Annotated in this window: 15 protein-coding genes; 6 read left to right on the top strand and 9 right to left on the bottom strand. The window is 67.8% G+C overall.

The genetic code is table 11. The features are described 5' to 3' along the window. Window positions 1-41 precede the first annotated feature (41 nt). From rsmG to rpmH, 6 genes are all read right to left on the bottom strand, one after another. Window positions 42-794, bottom strand: a complete 753-nt coding sequence (gene rsmG / locus ACN8HC_RS02985; RefSeq protein WP_490073375.1) for a 16S rRNA (guanine(527)-N(7))-methyltransferase RsmG — start codon at window positions 792-794, stop codon at window positions 42-44. A 10-nt stretch (window positions 795-804) separates the two neighbouring features. Continuing rightward, complete coding sequence (locus tag ACN8HC_RS02980; protein ID WP_490073374.1) at window positions 805-1,344, bottom strand: Jag family protein; 540 nt, start codon at window positions 1,342-1,344, stop codon at window positions 805-807. Between the two features lie 108 nt (window positions 1,345-1,452). Beyond that, window positions 1,453-2,499, bottom strand: a complete 1,047-nt coding sequence (gene yidC, locus ACN8HC_RS02975; protein ID WP_490073685.1) for a membrane protein insertase YidC — start codon at window positions 2,497-2,499, stop codon at window positions 1,453-1,455. 10 nt (window positions 2,500-2,509) lie between these two features. Next, window positions 2,510-2,788, bottom strand: coding sequence for a membrane protein insertion efficiency factor YidD (gene yidD / locus ACN8HC_RS02970; RefSeq protein WP_490073373.1), 279 nt, complete (start codon window positions 2,786-2,788; stop codon window positions 2,510-2,512). Between the two features lie 6 nt (window positions 2,789-2,794). Continuing rightward, entirely contained in the window at window positions 2,795-3,145 is a 351-nt protein-coding gene (gene rnpA / locus ACN8HC_RS02965) for a ribonuclease P protein component (protein ID WP_490073372.1), read from the bottom strand. A gap of 32 nt (window positions 3,146-3,177) precedes the next feature. After that, a complete protein-coding gene (gene rpmH, locus ACN8HC_RS02960) occupies window positions 3,178-3,315 on the bottom strand; it encodes a 50S ribosomal protein L34 (protein ID WP_183322113.1) in 138 nt (45 codons plus the stop codon). A 470-nt stretch (window positions 3,316-3,785) separates the two neighbouring features. On the opposite strand from rpmH, the gene dnaA reads away from it, so the two are divergent. Next, window positions 3,786-5,213: a chromosomal replication initiator protein DnaA gene (gene dnaA, locus ACN8HC_RS02955; RefSeq protein WP_490073371.1), complete on the top strand. Its 1,428-nt coding sequence runs from the start codon at window positions 3,786-3,788 to the stop codon at window positions 5,211-5,213. A 416-nt stretch (window positions 5,214-5,629) separates the two neighbouring features. On the opposite strand, the gene ACN8HC_RS02950 is transcribed toward dnaA, so the two are convergent. The 3 genes from ACN8HC_RS02950 to ACN8HC_RS02940 form a co-directional block, all read right to left on the bottom strand. Beyond that, window positions 5,630-6,829 (bottom strand): alpha/beta fold hydrolase, encoded by a 1,200-nt coding sequence (locus ACN8HC_RS02950; protein WP_490073370.1) that lies wholly within the window; start codon window positions 6,827-6,829, stop codon window positions 5,630-5,632. Continuing rightward, window positions 6,826-7,113 (bottom strand): hypothetical protein, encoded by a 288-nt coding sequence (locus ACN8HC_RS02945; protein ID WP_490073369.1) that lies wholly within the window; start codon window positions 7,111-7,113, stop codon window positions 6,826-6,828. Before ACN8HC_RS02945 ends, ACN8HC_RS02950 begins: the two co-directional genes overlap by 4 nt. A 97-nt stretch (window positions 7,114-7,210) precedes the next feature. Continuing rightward, window positions 7,211-8,905, bottom strand: coding sequence for a PHA/PHB synthase family protein (locus ACN8HC_RS02940; protein ID WP_490073368.1), 1,695 nt, complete (start codon window positions 8,903-8,905; stop codon window positions 7,211-7,213). Window positions 8,906-9,004: 99 nt separating this feature from the next. Between ACN8HC_RS02940 and ACN8HC_RS02935 the strand changes: the two genes are divergently transcribed. The 5 genes from ACN8HC_RS02935 to ACN8HC_RS02915 all read left to right on the top strand — a co-directional run bounded on the left by ACN8HC_RS02935 (window position 9,005) and on the right by ACN8HC_RS02915 (window position 13,488). Beyond that, window positions 9,005-9,364, top strand: a complete 360-nt coding sequence (locus tag ACN8HC_RS02935; protein WP_490073367.1) for a helix-turn-helix domain-containing protein — start codon at window positions 9,005-9,007, stop codon at window positions 9,362-9,364. A 172-nt stretch (window positions 9,365-9,536) separates the two neighbouring features. Beyond that, on the top strand, window positions 9,537-10,667 hold the full coding sequence (dnaN, locus tag ACN8HC_RS02930; protein WP_490073366.1) for a DNA polymerase III subunit beta: 1,131 nt from the start codon (window positions 9,537-9,539) through the stop codon (window positions 10,665-10,667). Between the two features lie 101 nt (window positions 10,668-10,768). Continuing rightward, on the top strand, window positions 10,769-11,698 hold the full coding sequence (gnd, locus tag ACN8HC_RS02925) for a phosphogluconate dehydrogenase (NAD(+)-dependent, decarboxylating) (RefSeq protein ID WP_490073684.1): 930 nt from the start codon (window positions 10,769-10,771) through the stop codon (window positions 11,696-11,698). Between the two features lie 117 nt (window positions 11,699-11,815). Next, the gene (gene recF, locus ACN8HC_RS02920; protein WP_490073365.1) at window positions 11,816-12,958 is read left to right on the top strand and encodes a DNA replication/repair protein RecF; all 1,143 of its coding nucleotides are present in this window, start codon (window positions 11,816-11,818) and stop codon (window positions 12,956-12,958) included. Further along, entirely contained in the window at window positions 12,955-13,488 is a 534-nt protein-coding gene (locus ACN8HC_RS02915; RefSeq protein ID WP_490073364.1) for a DciA family protein, read from the top strand. Before recF ends, ACN8HC_RS02915 begins: the two co-directional genes overlap by 4 nt. Window positions 13,489-13,541: the final 53 nt, after the last annotated feature.

Below are 13,541 nucleotides of genomic sequence, written 5' to 3'. Positions count from 1 at the left end.
CTCGGTTGCGCCGAGCCACCCCGTGGGCAATGAGCTGGTGGTCACCGTTCGCCTCTCTTCGTCCGGCGGGCGAGCTTCGCGCCGCCTGCCTTCTTCGCACTGGAACGGCGGAGCCGTCGGGGCGTGCCGACTCCCAGGCGCGCCACGGTGGTCGGCTCGTCGAGCAGTTCGGCGCCGCATTCGATGATTTCGATCGAGGTGATGCCGACGTCGGTGAGCAGATCCCGGCAGCCGTTGATCTCGTCCGCCACCGACGCGCCCTTCATCGGCAGCCACCAGCCGCCCGGGCGCACCAGCGGGACGGACCACACTGCCAGATTCTCCAGCGCCGAAACCGCTCGAGAGGTGACGACGTCCGTCGGCGGCAACTCGTCCCACAACGCTTCCGCGCGACCCCGGCACACGGTGACGTTCGACAACTCGAGCTCCTCGACGACCTCGTCGAGCCAGCGGGTACGCCGCAACAGCGGCTCGATCAGCGTGACCCGAAGGTCCGGCCGCCGGATGGCGATCACCAGTCCGGGCAGTCCGGCTCCGCTCCCGACGTCGATGACGGTGCTGTTCTCCTCGATCAGCTCGGTGATGACCGCACAGTTGAGGATGTGCCGCTCCCAGAGTCGCGGCGCTTCCCGCGGGCCGAGCAGGCCCCGAATCACACCGGAGCCCGCGAGGATCTCGGCATACCGCTGCGCGACGGGCAGTCGCCCGTCGAAGATTCCGTCTGCAGCTGCGGGAGGCGGCGGGACGTCGGCGGTCTCCAGCTCCTCGGAGTGCTGCCCGGAATCAAGTTTCACGTGGAACGCCTCAGTCGTCCGCCGGCAGAACAACCACGAAACGCCGCGGCTCCGCACCCTCCGACTCCGATCGGAGCCCACCGGCCAGCACCGCGTCGTGGACCACCTTGCGCTCGAACGCCGACATCGGCTGCAACGAGACGCGTTCGCCGTTCGCCTTCACCGACGCGACGGCCTCCTCGGCCAGCTTCACCAGCTCGGCGCGGCGGTCGGCGCGAAAGCCGGCGATATCGAGCATGAGCCGGCTGCGGTTGCCGGTCTCCGCCTGGACGGCAAGCCTGGTCAGCTCCTGCAGCGCGTCGAGCACCTTGCCATTGGGACCGACCAGCCGACGTGGCACGCGGCCCTCTTCGGAGTCCACGATGGACACCGAGGCACGGTCTCCGTCGACGTCCACGTCGATGTCCCCATCCATGTCGACGATGTCCAACAGGGTCTCCAGGAAGTCGGCGGCCACCTCGCCCTCACGGTCGAGGTCTACGGTCTTGCTCGGCTGCCCGACGGACGACTCGTCCTCGGATGGCGCGTCCTGGGTGGTCACGTCAGTCATTCTTCACTCCCGGTGCGGTTGGTCTCAGTGATCGAATTGGCGGCATCCCGTGCGGGACGACCTGCCGGCAGCGCCGAACAACCCGTCCGGTGCCGTGCGCGCGCTGCGCTACCGCTTGCGCTTCTTGTTGCGTTTGGGCTGCACGCGTTGGCCGCCGGATTTGCCGGCCGTGCCGCCCTCCGCGGTCACGAGGCCCGGACTGCCAGGTGGTGTCTTCGACTTGGCCAGCTCCACGGCGGCCGAGTCGGCGGTCTCGTCTTCGGCGGTGTGCAGCCCCGGGATGCTCAGCTTGGTGATCGCCTTGCCCTTGGCCTTCCGGCGCTCCTCCAGCGCCTTCTCGGCGGCCGAGCCGGGAGCCGGCATCCGACGGATGGTGTAGAACTGCTGGCCCATCGTCCACAGGTTGGTGGTCACCCAGTAGAGAAGCACACCGATGGGGAAGTTCACGCCGGAGATCGCGAAGAACACCGGCATGATGTACATGATGTACTTCTGCTGCTTGGCCAGCGGATTGTCCAGCGCGGATGCCGGCATGTTCTTGCGCATCAACTGATGCTGGGTGGTGAAAACCGTCACCGACATGATGACGATCAACAGGATCGTCAGGATGCGAGTCGCGCCCACCGGCGAATCCGCGGGGTGCAGGAATGCCGACGACAGCTTCACGCCGAAGAGCGTGGAACTCTCCGCCTGCGCGGCGAGACTCTTCGTCATCACACCGATCGGGTGATGCGTGCCGTGACCGATGTCCTTGAGCCGGTCCAGCACCCGGAAGAGCGCGAAGAAGAACGGTGACTGCAGCAGGATCGGCATACAGGACGAGAAGGGGTTGGTCCCCGTCTTCTTGTAGAGCTCCATCGTCTCCTCAGTCATCTTCTGACGAGACTCGGCGTCCTTCTTGCCCTTGTACTTCTTCTGGATCTTCTGGATCTCCGGCTGGATCAGCTGCATCCGCCGCGAGGACTTGATCTGCTTGACGAACAGCGGGATCAGCAGGATGCGCAGCAGGATGACCAGGCCGACGATGGACAGCGCCCAGGTCCAGCCGTTGGCGGCGGGCATGCCGATGGCGGTGAAGATCCTGTGGAAACCCACCATGACGAAGGCGACGAACCATTCGAGTGGGTACAGGATCGTGTCGAAGAAGTCGTAGATGGCGGGTCCTTCAGTTGAGCGGCGCCGGCGCAGGTGCGCCGGAGTCGTCCGCGGTGACAAGAGGCGGAACGTGGTCGACGCCGCCAGGGTTCCAGGGGTGGCACCGGGCCAACCGGCGAACGGTCAGCCAGCTACCTCGAAAGAGCCCGAAGCGGGTCAGCGCGGTGATCGCGTAGGTCGAGCAACACGGCGTGAACCGGCAGCTCGGCGGGAGAAGCGGGGAGATCAGCAGCTGGTAGAGGCGGACCAGCCAGATCAACGGGCGGGCGAGCAGGTGACGTGGCGACACGATGGGTCACCGCCGCCAGCGCTGGACGGCGACGTCGAGCACGCGGTTCAGCTCGGACCGCAGAACGACGGAGGACGCCGCGCCGGCCGCGGGAGTCGCCCTGACCACGATGTCGAGGTCACCGGGCAGCGACGGCAACAACGCCGCCATCTCGTGACGCAGCACGCGCTTGGTGCGGTTGCGGACCACCGAGTTGCCCACGGCCTTCGACACAACCAGGCCGACCCGACTGCAAGCGCCCTGGGGTGCGGCGACCGTGACGACCAGCTGGCTGCCCGCGGCCCGGCCGGAACGACGACTGCGCAACACTGCGGTGAAATCCGCACTGTCGCGCAGTCGATGCTTCGTCGGCAACACGTGCCCGACCAGCCAGGCCCCCGGGGTGTCCCTCAGGCCGAGATCTTGGCGCGGCCCTTGCCGCGTCGGGCGGACAGAATGGCGCGGCCGGCGCGGGTGCGCATCCGGAGGCGGAATCCGTGCGTCTTGGCGCGGTGGCGGTTGTTCGGCTGGAAGGTGCGCTTGCTCACTGTCGTCTCCGTCGGAATGTGCGAGCCGATGGCGGCCCGGTCGTGCTTCGGTCATGGGTCTTCGCCTGGGCAGGACAGGTCAGGCCCACCTGCCGGAAGTAACCGAAATGGTCGAGGCAGGCACGAGCGAAGATGGTTCCGATCCACGATACGGGGCCGCGGCAGACAGGGTCAAACCGAGCCCTCCAGGTGCCGCAGATGGCGAACCGGACATGAAACCGTCCTTTCCGAGACATTTCCACGCGACACGCCGAGGAGTGAAATAAATCTTCGTCACCCGCTTGCCGGACAGCCGTCCACCTTGTTAGCGTCGGCGTCTTCCCGGTCGGTTCGCACCCTGCACGGCTGCCGTACCCTCGTTCATTCACAGCCTGTGGATAACCATGTGGACGACGGCGTAGCATGTCCGTCGAAAGCCTGCTTTCACCGCACCGTGACCATCGCCATCTGCCAGGGAGGACGCAGTAGTCGTGAGCGAACCGGACATCGATCTCGCTCACGTGTGGCACGGCGCGATGCTCGGCATCGAGGACTCCGGCATACCCGCCCGCGACCGGGCCTACCTGCGGCTGGCCAGACTGGCCGGTCTGGTCGGGGACACGGCGCTGCTGGCGGTCCCGTTCGATCACACGAAACTGTTCGTCGAGACGACGCTGAAGGACCCCATCTGCAACGCCCTCGGTGCGCAACTGGGCGCCGACATACGGCTCGCCGTCACCGTCGACGAAAGCCTGCGGCCGGCCGAGGACGACGTCCACGAGCCGCAGCGTCCGGCCGTTCCGGAGTTGTCCGATGCCGAGGAGGATCTCTTCACCGCAGCCGCCGCGCGCGATCGGGCACCGGCGACCACCGAACCGGTGCAGGACGCCCGGCTCAATCCGAAATACACCTTCGAGACCTTCGTCATCGGTGCCGGCAACCGCTTCGCTTGTGCGGCCGCGCAGGCGGTCGCCGAGACGCCGGCCCGGTCCTACAACCCGTTGTTCGTGTATGGCGACAGCGGTCTGGGCAAGACGCATCTGCTGCACGCCATCGGTCATTACGTGCGCAACTACTACCCGCACATGCGCGTGCGCTACGTGAACTCCGAGGAGTTCACCAACGACTTCATCAACTCCATCCGTGACGACAAGGCGTCCAGCTTCCAGAAGCGCTACCGCGACAACGTCGACGTGCTGCTCATCGACGACGTGCAGTTCCTGCAGGGCAAGGACGGCACCCAGGAGGAGTTCTTCCACACCTTCAACGCGCTGCACAACAGCGAGAAGCAGATCGTGCTCACCTCGGACCAGCCGCCGAAGATGTTGTCCGGGCTGGAGGATCGGATGCGGTCGCGCTTCGAGTGGGGCCTGACCACCGATGTCAAACCGCCGGACCTGGAGACGCGCATCGCCATTCTGCGCAAGAAGGCGGTCGCCGACTCGATGAAACTGCCGGACGAGGTGCTCAGCCTCATCGCCAGCAAGGTGCCGAGCAACATCCGCGAGCTCGAGGGCGCTCTGATCCGGGTCACCGCCTACGCGTCCGTCTCCAACCAACGGGTCACCGAGGAGCTGGCCGGCCGGGTGCTCAAGGATCTGATGCCCAGCTCGGGCTCCGGTCAGATCAGCGCGATGGCGATCATGCGGCAGACCGCCAAGTATTTCGGTTTGTCCGTCGAGGAGCTGTGCGGCTCCTCGCGATCCCGGACATTGGTCAATGCCCGGCAGATCGCGATGTACCTGTGCCGCGAGCTGACCGACCTGTCGCTGCCCAAGATCGGTCAGCAGTTCGGGGGTCGGGACCACACCACGGTGATGCACGCCGACCGCAAGATCCGGCAGTTGATGGGCGAGCGGGCGCACCTCTACGAACAGATCAGCGAACTCACCACCCAGATCCGACGCGCCACCGCCTGATCAAGCCACCCCTCACGACGTTGTCCACACCATCTGTGGACAACCTCTCTCCGGTATGCCGAGCGCGGGTCCGGACCGTCGCGGGACCGGCAGCCTGACTCTGCCCCCGCCGGCCCACACCCGGTGCTGCCCGTCGCGTCGTCCACATCCTGTGGATAAACGTGTGGGTAGCCGGGAGCGGCTGCGCGCGCCGACGACGAGGCGCCCTCCACAGCCCTTGCTGACAAGGGTCGTCATTCTGTGGATAACCTCCCCCGGCCGCACACCGGGGCTGCGGACGACCTGTGGACAACGCCGTCCGCCCCCCAGCCTCGGCAGCTGTCCACAGCGGAAACGAGCAGGTTGTCCACAGGCCCGATGTCGAGAATCGTGCGCCACGCGCTGGTTGTCCACAGTTTCCACACCTGCTACTACGACTACTGACGAGACAAAGATGGCGTTTTCGCCATTGACGGCTGGGGATGGTCCAGTGCGGCAATCGTGCGGAACACGTCCGTCCAGGCACCGTCCAGCGCCGCGTGGCCCATGAAGAGGCCCAGATGTCCGGCCCCGACCAGGTGCTGTTGCTGGTCGGCCTGCGGTGTCGCCACGTGATCCGCGAGCGCGAACATCTGCTCCACCGGCGTGATGTGGTCCGTCGTCCCGGCGAGCATGAACACCGGACAGGAGATCGCGCCGAGGTCGACGATCTCGGCGCCGACGCGCAACTTTCGCTGCACCAGCTCGTTGCGGATGAAGAGGTGCTGGACGATCCACAGGTAGAAGGCGCCGGGGAGATCCTGGCCCCAGGCGAACCAGTTCTCGAAGTCGGTGTAGCGCTGCACGTAGGCGTCGTCGTGGATGTGCCCCCAGAGCCCCGCGAGCCGGGCCGGCTCCTCGGCCGGCTCGAGCATCTTGAAGCAGATGATCTGGCTGGTGCCCATTTGGTTGCCCCGGCCGAACTCGACAAGCTTTTCGTAGAAGCGCATCTCCCCGCGCGCGCTGAGGTTGCGCACCCACTCCTGGATGGCCGAGTGCCCGGCGTGGAAGTCGATCGGCGCGCCGGCGGCGGTGAGCGACGCGACAGCGTGCGGACGCAGGGCCGCATAGATCGTCGCCAGCCAGCCGCCCTGACAGTCGCCCACCAGGTGAATCCGCCCGCCGAGGTGCTGCACCGTCTCGTCGAGGATGGCAATGTAGTCCTCGATGGAGGACGATGATGTCTCCGGCGTCGCGGGATTCCAGGACAGCACGTAGACGTGTTCCAAGCCCGCCCGGCGTGCGGTGCGCACCTGGCTCTGGGCCGCGGAGTAATCCACGATGGTCGAAGCGTGCCCGGCCTGCGGCGGCAGGAGGAGCGTCGGCGTGCCCTGGTCGGCCGTCGAGAAGTCGAGCAGTCGCGCCTGGGGCCAGCGGCGCATGATGCGGTGCCGGGTCGCCCACGACGGCTCCCGCCGGTCGGCGACGACCTCCCACCAACGCAACGCGTCCTCCGCGACGCCCAGCGGTGTCAGCCGCGAGTGCGCCAGTGCGGAGGACGCGTAGTCGAGCCAGCCGCCCCAGACCGCGAACGCTGCATCGACCGGAGCCTGCATCCAGCGTTCGGGCTGAGAGCGAGCCCGCTCGTGATCGGTCACTTCAGGGCGTCGCGCGCCGCGGAGGTGAACGCCTTGCTGACCTCGGTGACGAAGGACGCGTGCGCCTTGGCGAGCGCGTTGACGAAGTCCAGCTGGGACGCCCCGGCGGCCTTCTCCTCGAACTCGACGAGACCCTGCAGGGTCTTCTCGTAGGCGTCGAGCGTCAGGTTGCCACTCTTCTTGGCGGCATCGATCATCTTCTCGTTCAGTTCGCGGACCCGCTCGGCCGCGGCCTCGAAGTCGGGAGTGAACGCGTCGGCGGGGTCGTTCTTGGAAGCGGCCATGATCTCGGTGATTCCTCTCGTTGCGGCGCCGGCGCTGCGCCGGAACCTCTTGGCCATAGGTTAGCAAGTATTGGCTAACATCGCAACATCTTGCTAACTAGCGGCGCACGTAGGTGCCTGGCGCGTCCTCCAGCGGACGATACTTCCGATTTCCCGGTTTCTTGGGAGCCGCGACCAGCGCGCCGGCGCGGGCCACCGACCAGCCGATCCAGTCCTCCCACCAGGAGCCTTCGTGCCGGATCGCCTCCTCGCGCCACTGCAAGGGGCCGCTCGGATTGCCGGTAGCCTCCGGCAGCACCTCGAACCACGCCCTGGGCGTCGGTGGGTTGACGACGCCGGCGATGTGGCCCCCGGAGGACAGCACGTAACGCACGTCGCCGCCGAACAGCCGGGTGGCTTGGTATGACGCCATCCACGGCACGATGTGGTCGTTGACAGCACCGACCACATAGACGTCGGAGTGCACGTCCCCGAGGTGCAGCCGCTCGCCGGCGAGCTCCATCTCGTCGCGGGCCAGCCGGTTCTCGCCATACAAGAACCGCAGGTATGACGAGTGCATCGCGGCCGGCATCCGGGTCGCGTCACCGTTCCACGCGAGGATGTCGAACGGCTGCGACGCCTTGCCGAGCAGCCAGCGCTCGGGGATGTAACGGAAGATCAGGTCCCGTGCGCGCAGCAGGTCGAACGCCAGCGCCATGTCGCCCTCGTCCAGGAAGCCGGTCTCACCCATCCGCACGTCGATGCGGTCCAGCGACTCGGGATCGACGAAGGCCGCCAGCTCGCCCGGTTCGGAGTAGTCGAGCATGGTGTTGAGCAGGGTCAGTGAGCCGAGCCGCGGATCGTTGCGGGCGGCGAGGTGCGCGGCCGCCATCGACGCCATGGCACCGCCCAGGCAGAGCGAGACCACGTCGATCGTGTCGCTGCCGGTGATCTCCTGGACGACGTCCATCGCCTGCAGCACGCCCTGCTCGAGATAGTGGTCCATGGTGACGTCGGCCATCGACCGGTCGGGGTTGCGATAGCTGATCATGAAAACCGTCCGGCCGTGCTGCACCGCCCACTCCACCAGGCTGCGTCCGGGCGCCAGGTCCATGACGTAGTACTTGTTGATCCACGGCGGGCTGCCGAGCAGCGGTATGGCGTGCACCTGCCCCGTCTGCGCGGCGTACTGGATGAGCTCGATCAGGTCGTTGCGGAAGATCACCGACCCCTTGGTGGCGGCCAGATCCTCGCCGAGCCGGAAACCGGAGGCGTCCACCTTCTCCGGCATACCCTTGCGCTCCATCAGGTCGGCCAGGGCGAGTCTGGCACCGTCGAGCAGCGACCTGCCGCCGGTCTCCAGGACAGTCCGCAGCGCCACCGGGTTGGTCGGCAGGAAATTGGTCGGTGATGCGGCGTCGGTGAGCAGGTGCGTGGTGAGCGCGGCCTTGAGGTCCGTGAGGTCGTCGGTGCTGCCGGCCGCGAGCACCTCGTCGACATACCGGCAGACCAGGTCGTAGAACTGCCGCACCGCGAAGTAGTAGGCGTTCTCCTCCCACGCCGGGTCCGCGAAGCGCCGGTCCTTCGGGTTGGGTGCGACGGGTGGCGCCACCGGCATGGCCAGCGCCTTCCCGGCTGCGGCGAACGGCAAGGTGGCCAGACCGGTCATCAGCCGGACCCCGGCCACGGCCATCGGCGCCGGGTTGCGCACGGCGTGACCGAAGGCGGTCGCCGTGGCGGTCGTCCAGCCGAGCGGGTCGAGCTTGGCCTGCACCCTGGTGATCAGATCCGGTTCGCGTCTGTCGGTCGTCATGCCGGTCCCCTCGTTCCTCGGATGTCAGTGATGAGAACGATCGTGCGCTGAAAACGGCAGCATGCCAAGGGTCCGGGAAGCTGCGACTAGATTGGGACCGTGCCCGGCAAGGACCCGATCGACGATCTCCCGTCCAGTCTCGGCGAGCTCATCCGCAAGCAGCGACAGCTGGCCGAGCTCCCGATGCGCCAGCTCGCGAGCATGGTCGGCATCTCCAATCCCTATCTGTCCCAGATCGAGAACGGCCTGCGTGCGCCCAGTGAGCAGGTGCTCGACAACATCGCCCGCTCGCTCGGGCTGTCACCGGAGGACCTGCGCGTGGAGGACGAGGAGCCGATCGAGCCGGACCTGCGCGCAGCGATCAAGGCCGACCGGTCACTCACGGCGGCACAGCGGCGCGCGCTCGTCGAGGTGTATGACGCCATGGTGGCCGCCAACCGGACGAAGCCGGACGGCTGACCCGAGACATCAGACCGCGGTAGCGGCCGGTGAGACACGGCGACTAGGGTCATCGTGCGCCCGGACCGTCCCGTGCAGCTCGCGGGGGGACGCAGGTCGAGCGTGAAGCACCGCCACGGAAGGCGCCTCGTCATACCCGACGGCAGCCTTGAGGAACAAGGATGGTTTGTACGTGAAGCTCATCGTCGATCGCGATGTCCTGGCCGAGGCCGTGACCTGGGCCGTCCGCGGCCTGTCCAACCGGCCGCCGGTGCCGGTGCTGGCCGGCGTGCTGCTCGACGCCACCAACGAGGGGCTGACCCTCAGCGCGTTCGACTACGAGGTGTCGGCGAAGGTCACCGTCGACGCGCAGGTCGACGAGCCCGGCCAGGTGCTGGTGCTCGGCCGGCTGCTCGCCGAGATCTCCCGGTCGATGCCGAACAAGCCGGTCACCATCACCGCCGACGAGCACAAGGTCGAGCTCACCTGCGGGTCCAGCCGCTTCTCCTTGCAGCAGATGCCGACCGCCGACTACCCGACGCTGCCGACCTCGCCGGACCCGACCGGATCGGTGCCCGGTGACGTCTTCACGCAGGCCGTGTCGCAGGTCGCCATTGCGGCCGATCGCAGCGACACGCTGCCGATCCTCACCGGCGTCAAGCTGCAGATCGAAGGCGACAAGCTGAGCCTCCTGGCGACCGACCGCTACCGGCTGGCGCTGCGGGAGCTGTCCTGGAATCCCACCGACGCCGACGCGGAGCAGACGGCGCTGATCCCGGCGCGCACGCTGCTGGACACTGCCAAGGCTCTGGGCGCCTCCGGCTCGGTGCAGGTCGCGCTCGGCAACGCTGCCGGCGGCGACGGGCTGGTCGGATTCGAGGCCGGCCAGCGCCGGGCGACCACCCGCTTGCTGGACGGTGAATACCCCAAGGTCTCCTCCATCTTCCCCAGCAGCGTCGACTCGGTCGCGGTCATCGAGACGGCGGCACTGAGCGAGGCCGTCAAGCGTGTCTCGCTGGTCGCCGAGCGCAACACCCCTGTGCGGCTTCGTTTCTCGGACGGCCAGGTGGCCATCGAGGCGGGCCAGGGCGACGACGCGCAGGCGTCCGAAGCCGTGGAGTCGACCCTCACCGGCCCGGAGATCGAGATCGCGTTCAACCCGCAGTTCCTGCTGGACGGCCTCGGTGCGCTCGGCACGCAGTTCGCCCGGATGTCGTTCACCCAGCCCAAGAGTCCGGCGGTGCTGTCCGGGCAGGCCGAGGCGGACGGCGACGCCGATGAGTCCTACCGCTACGTGTTGATGCCGGTGCGCTTCGCGTCGTGAGGTGCGCGCTGAAGTTTTCCGACACAGGCGGAGGAAGCTTGGGGCGGGCGCCAGCCCGCAACACGCTTCCGGAGTAGCGTCGGGCACGACGTACGACATACATCGACGAAAGGCGCGGCATGCAACTCGGTTTGATCGGCCTGGGCAAGATGGGCGGCAACATGCGCGGCCGCATCGAGGCGGCCGGGCACGAGGTGGTCGGCTACGACACCAACCCCCAGGTCTCGGACGTCAAGGACCTCAAGGAGCTCGTCAGCAAGCTCGACGCCCCCCGCAACGTGTGGGTGATGGTGCCCGCAGGCAAGATCACCCAATCGGTCATCGACGAGTTGAAGGGCCTGCTCGACGAGGGCGACCTGGTCATCGACGGGGGCAACAGCAAGTTCTCCGACGACGCCAGGCACGAGGCCGAACTCGCGGAGAAGGGCATCGAATTCGCCGATTGCGGTGTCTCCGGCGGCGTGTGGGGCAAGGAAAACGGCTACGCGCTGATGGCCGGCGGTTCAGACACGAACATCGAGCGGCTGATGCCGATCTTCGACGCGCTGCGTCCCGAGGGTCCTCGCGACGAGAGCTTCTGCCACGCCGGGGACGTCGGCGCCGGCCACTACGTGAAGATGGTCCACAACGGCATCGAGTACGGCATGATGCAGGCCTATGCCGAGGGCTACGAGCTTCTCGAGGCCAAGGAGATCGTCAAGGACGTCCCGGCGGCGTTCAAGGCCTGGACCCGGGGCACCGTCGTGCGCTCCTGGCTGCAGGAACTCATCTCGGCAGCGCTCGAGAAGGACCCGGGCCTGGAAGGGATCGAGGGCTTCGTGAACGACTCCGGCGAGGGCCGGTGGACCGTCCAGGAAGGTGTGGAGTACGGCGTGCCGATGCCGGTCATCTCCGCCTCACTCTTCCAGCGCTTCTTCTCCCGGCAGGGCACCGACTCCCCCGCCATGAAGGCCGTCGCGGCAATGCGCAACGAGTTCGGTGGCCACGCCGTCACCAAGAAGGGCGAGAAGGGCATCGTCACCGACCACTGATTCCTCTGCTTCGACTCCTCGCAGGTCAGCCGGCGGCGCGGCTCGCTCGCGCCGCCGGCTGACCTGGTCGTCGTCGCGCGGGCGTCCGGTGGTGCTGGGCAACCTAGACTCAGCTGTGTGTTCGTGCGGCATCTGACTCTTCGGGACTTCCGGTCCTACGAGTCCGCTGACCTCGAACTCACCGACGGCGTCAGCACTTTCGTCGGACTGAACGGTCAGGGCAAGACCAACATCGTCGAGGCGATCGGCTATCTCGCGTCCCTGTCGTCGCACCGGGTCGCACAGGACGCGCCGCTGGTCCGGGCCGGAGCGGAGCAGGCGATCGTCCGGGGTGCCGTGGTCCGGGACGGTCGCGAGCAACAGGTGGAACTCGAGATCAACCCCGGCCGCGCCAACCGGGCCAGGCTGGGCAAGTCGCCGGTGACCCGGCCTCGTGACATCCTCGGGGCACTGCGAACGGTGCTGTTCGCGCCGGAGGACCTCGCCCTCGTCAAGGGCGACCCCGGCGAGCGCCGCCGGTTTCTGGACGACCTGCTGGTGGCGCGCCAGCCGCGGTGGGCCGGCGCGCGCAGCGACTACGACAAGATCCTCAAGCAGCGCAACGCGCTGCTGAAGACCGCACGCACCGCCCCCGACCGCGCCGGTGCGCTCGCGACGCTGCCGGTCTGGGACAGCCATCTCGCGTCGGTCGGCGCCAACCTGGTCTACGCCCGGCTGCGGCTGCTGCGCGACCTGCACCCCTACCTCCAGCTGGCGTATGACGAGGTCAGCGCGGGGCAGTCGGAGGCACGCACGACATACAAGAGTTCGTTGTACGACGAACTCGCCGCCCAGCTCGCCGCCGGCGAAGTGCCCGAGGTGGCCGAACTCGAGGCCGGCTTCGCCAAGAGCTTCGAGCAGCAGCATCGCGCCGAGGTGGAGCGGGGGCAGACGCTCGTGGGACCGCACCGCGACGACGTGGTGCTTCGTCTCGGCAACCTGCCGGCCAAGGGTTACGCCAGCCACGGTGAGTCGTGGTCGTTCGCGCTCGCCCTGCGGATCGCGGCCTTTCAGCTGCTGCGGCACGACATCGGCACCGATCCGGTGCTCGTGCTCGACGACGTCTTCGCCGAACTCGACGTGGGCCGGCGCCGCCGGCTCGCGCTGATGGTCGCCGACTGCGAGCAGGTGCTCATCACGGCCGCCGTCGACGACGACGTGCCCGAGTCGCTGACCGGCAGCCAGTTCAGCGTGACACTGGGCTCGGTGCAGAGGGTATGACGGAGCGGCCACCCGACGAGACCGACGCACCCGACCCACTGGACGCGGTGCGTGAAGCGCTCCGCCGCGCTCGGATTGCCGCCCGGGAGAAGGGTTTTCGGCCGGGCTCACCGGCACCGCGCCGCCGCCGGACGGCTGCCGACCTCGGCACCGGCCGCGCGCGGGACGACGGACGCGACCCGGCGCCGATCGGCGACCAGCTCGACCGGTTGCTCGTCGACCGGGGCTGGCAGGTGGACGTCGCGGCCGGTTCGGTGATGGACCGGTGGCCGCACATCGCCGGCGAGGCCGTCGCGGCGCACTCCAAGGCGGTGTCGTTCGAAGGTGGCGAACTCACCGTCCGGGCCGACTCCACGGCCTGGGCGACCCAGCTGCGCCTGCTGACCTCCACGCTGCTCGGCACCATCGAGCAGGCCGTCGGTGCGGACGTGGTGCGGTCGCTGCGGATCGTCGGTCCCAACGCCCCCAGCTGGAAGAAGGGACCACGGGTGGTGCGGGACGGGCGGGGGCCGCGAGACACCTACGGGTGATTCAGCTCGCAGCTCGCATTTGGCCGCTGCAGGGGACCGCCACGTACAGTGGG

Source organism: Flexivirga sp. YIM B11880 (assembly GCF_058148645.1).
The sequence above is the reverse complement of the archived record's forward strand: the minus strand, read 5'-3'. Positions and strand labels throughout refer to the sequence as shown.

Excerpts from the sequence above, each read along its gene's own strand:
- ACN8HC_RS02915 (WP_490073364.1), top strand. The coding sequence starts at position 12,955 with ATGACGGAGCGGCCACCCGACGAGACCGACGCACCCGACCCACTGGAC.
- ACN8HC_RS02945 (WP_490073369.1), bottom strand. The coding sequence starts at position 7,113 with ATGGCCGCTTCCAAGAACGACCCCGCCGACGCGTTCACTCCCGACTTC.
- ACN8HC_RS02980 (WP_490073374.1), bottom strand. The coding sequence starts at position 1,344 with ATGACTGACGTGACCACCCAGGACGCGCCATCCGAGGACGAGTCGTCC.
- ACN8HC_RS02940 (WP_490073368.1), bottom strand. The coding sequence starts at position 8,905 with ATGACGACCGACAGACGCGAACCGGATCTGATCACCAGGGTGCAGGCC.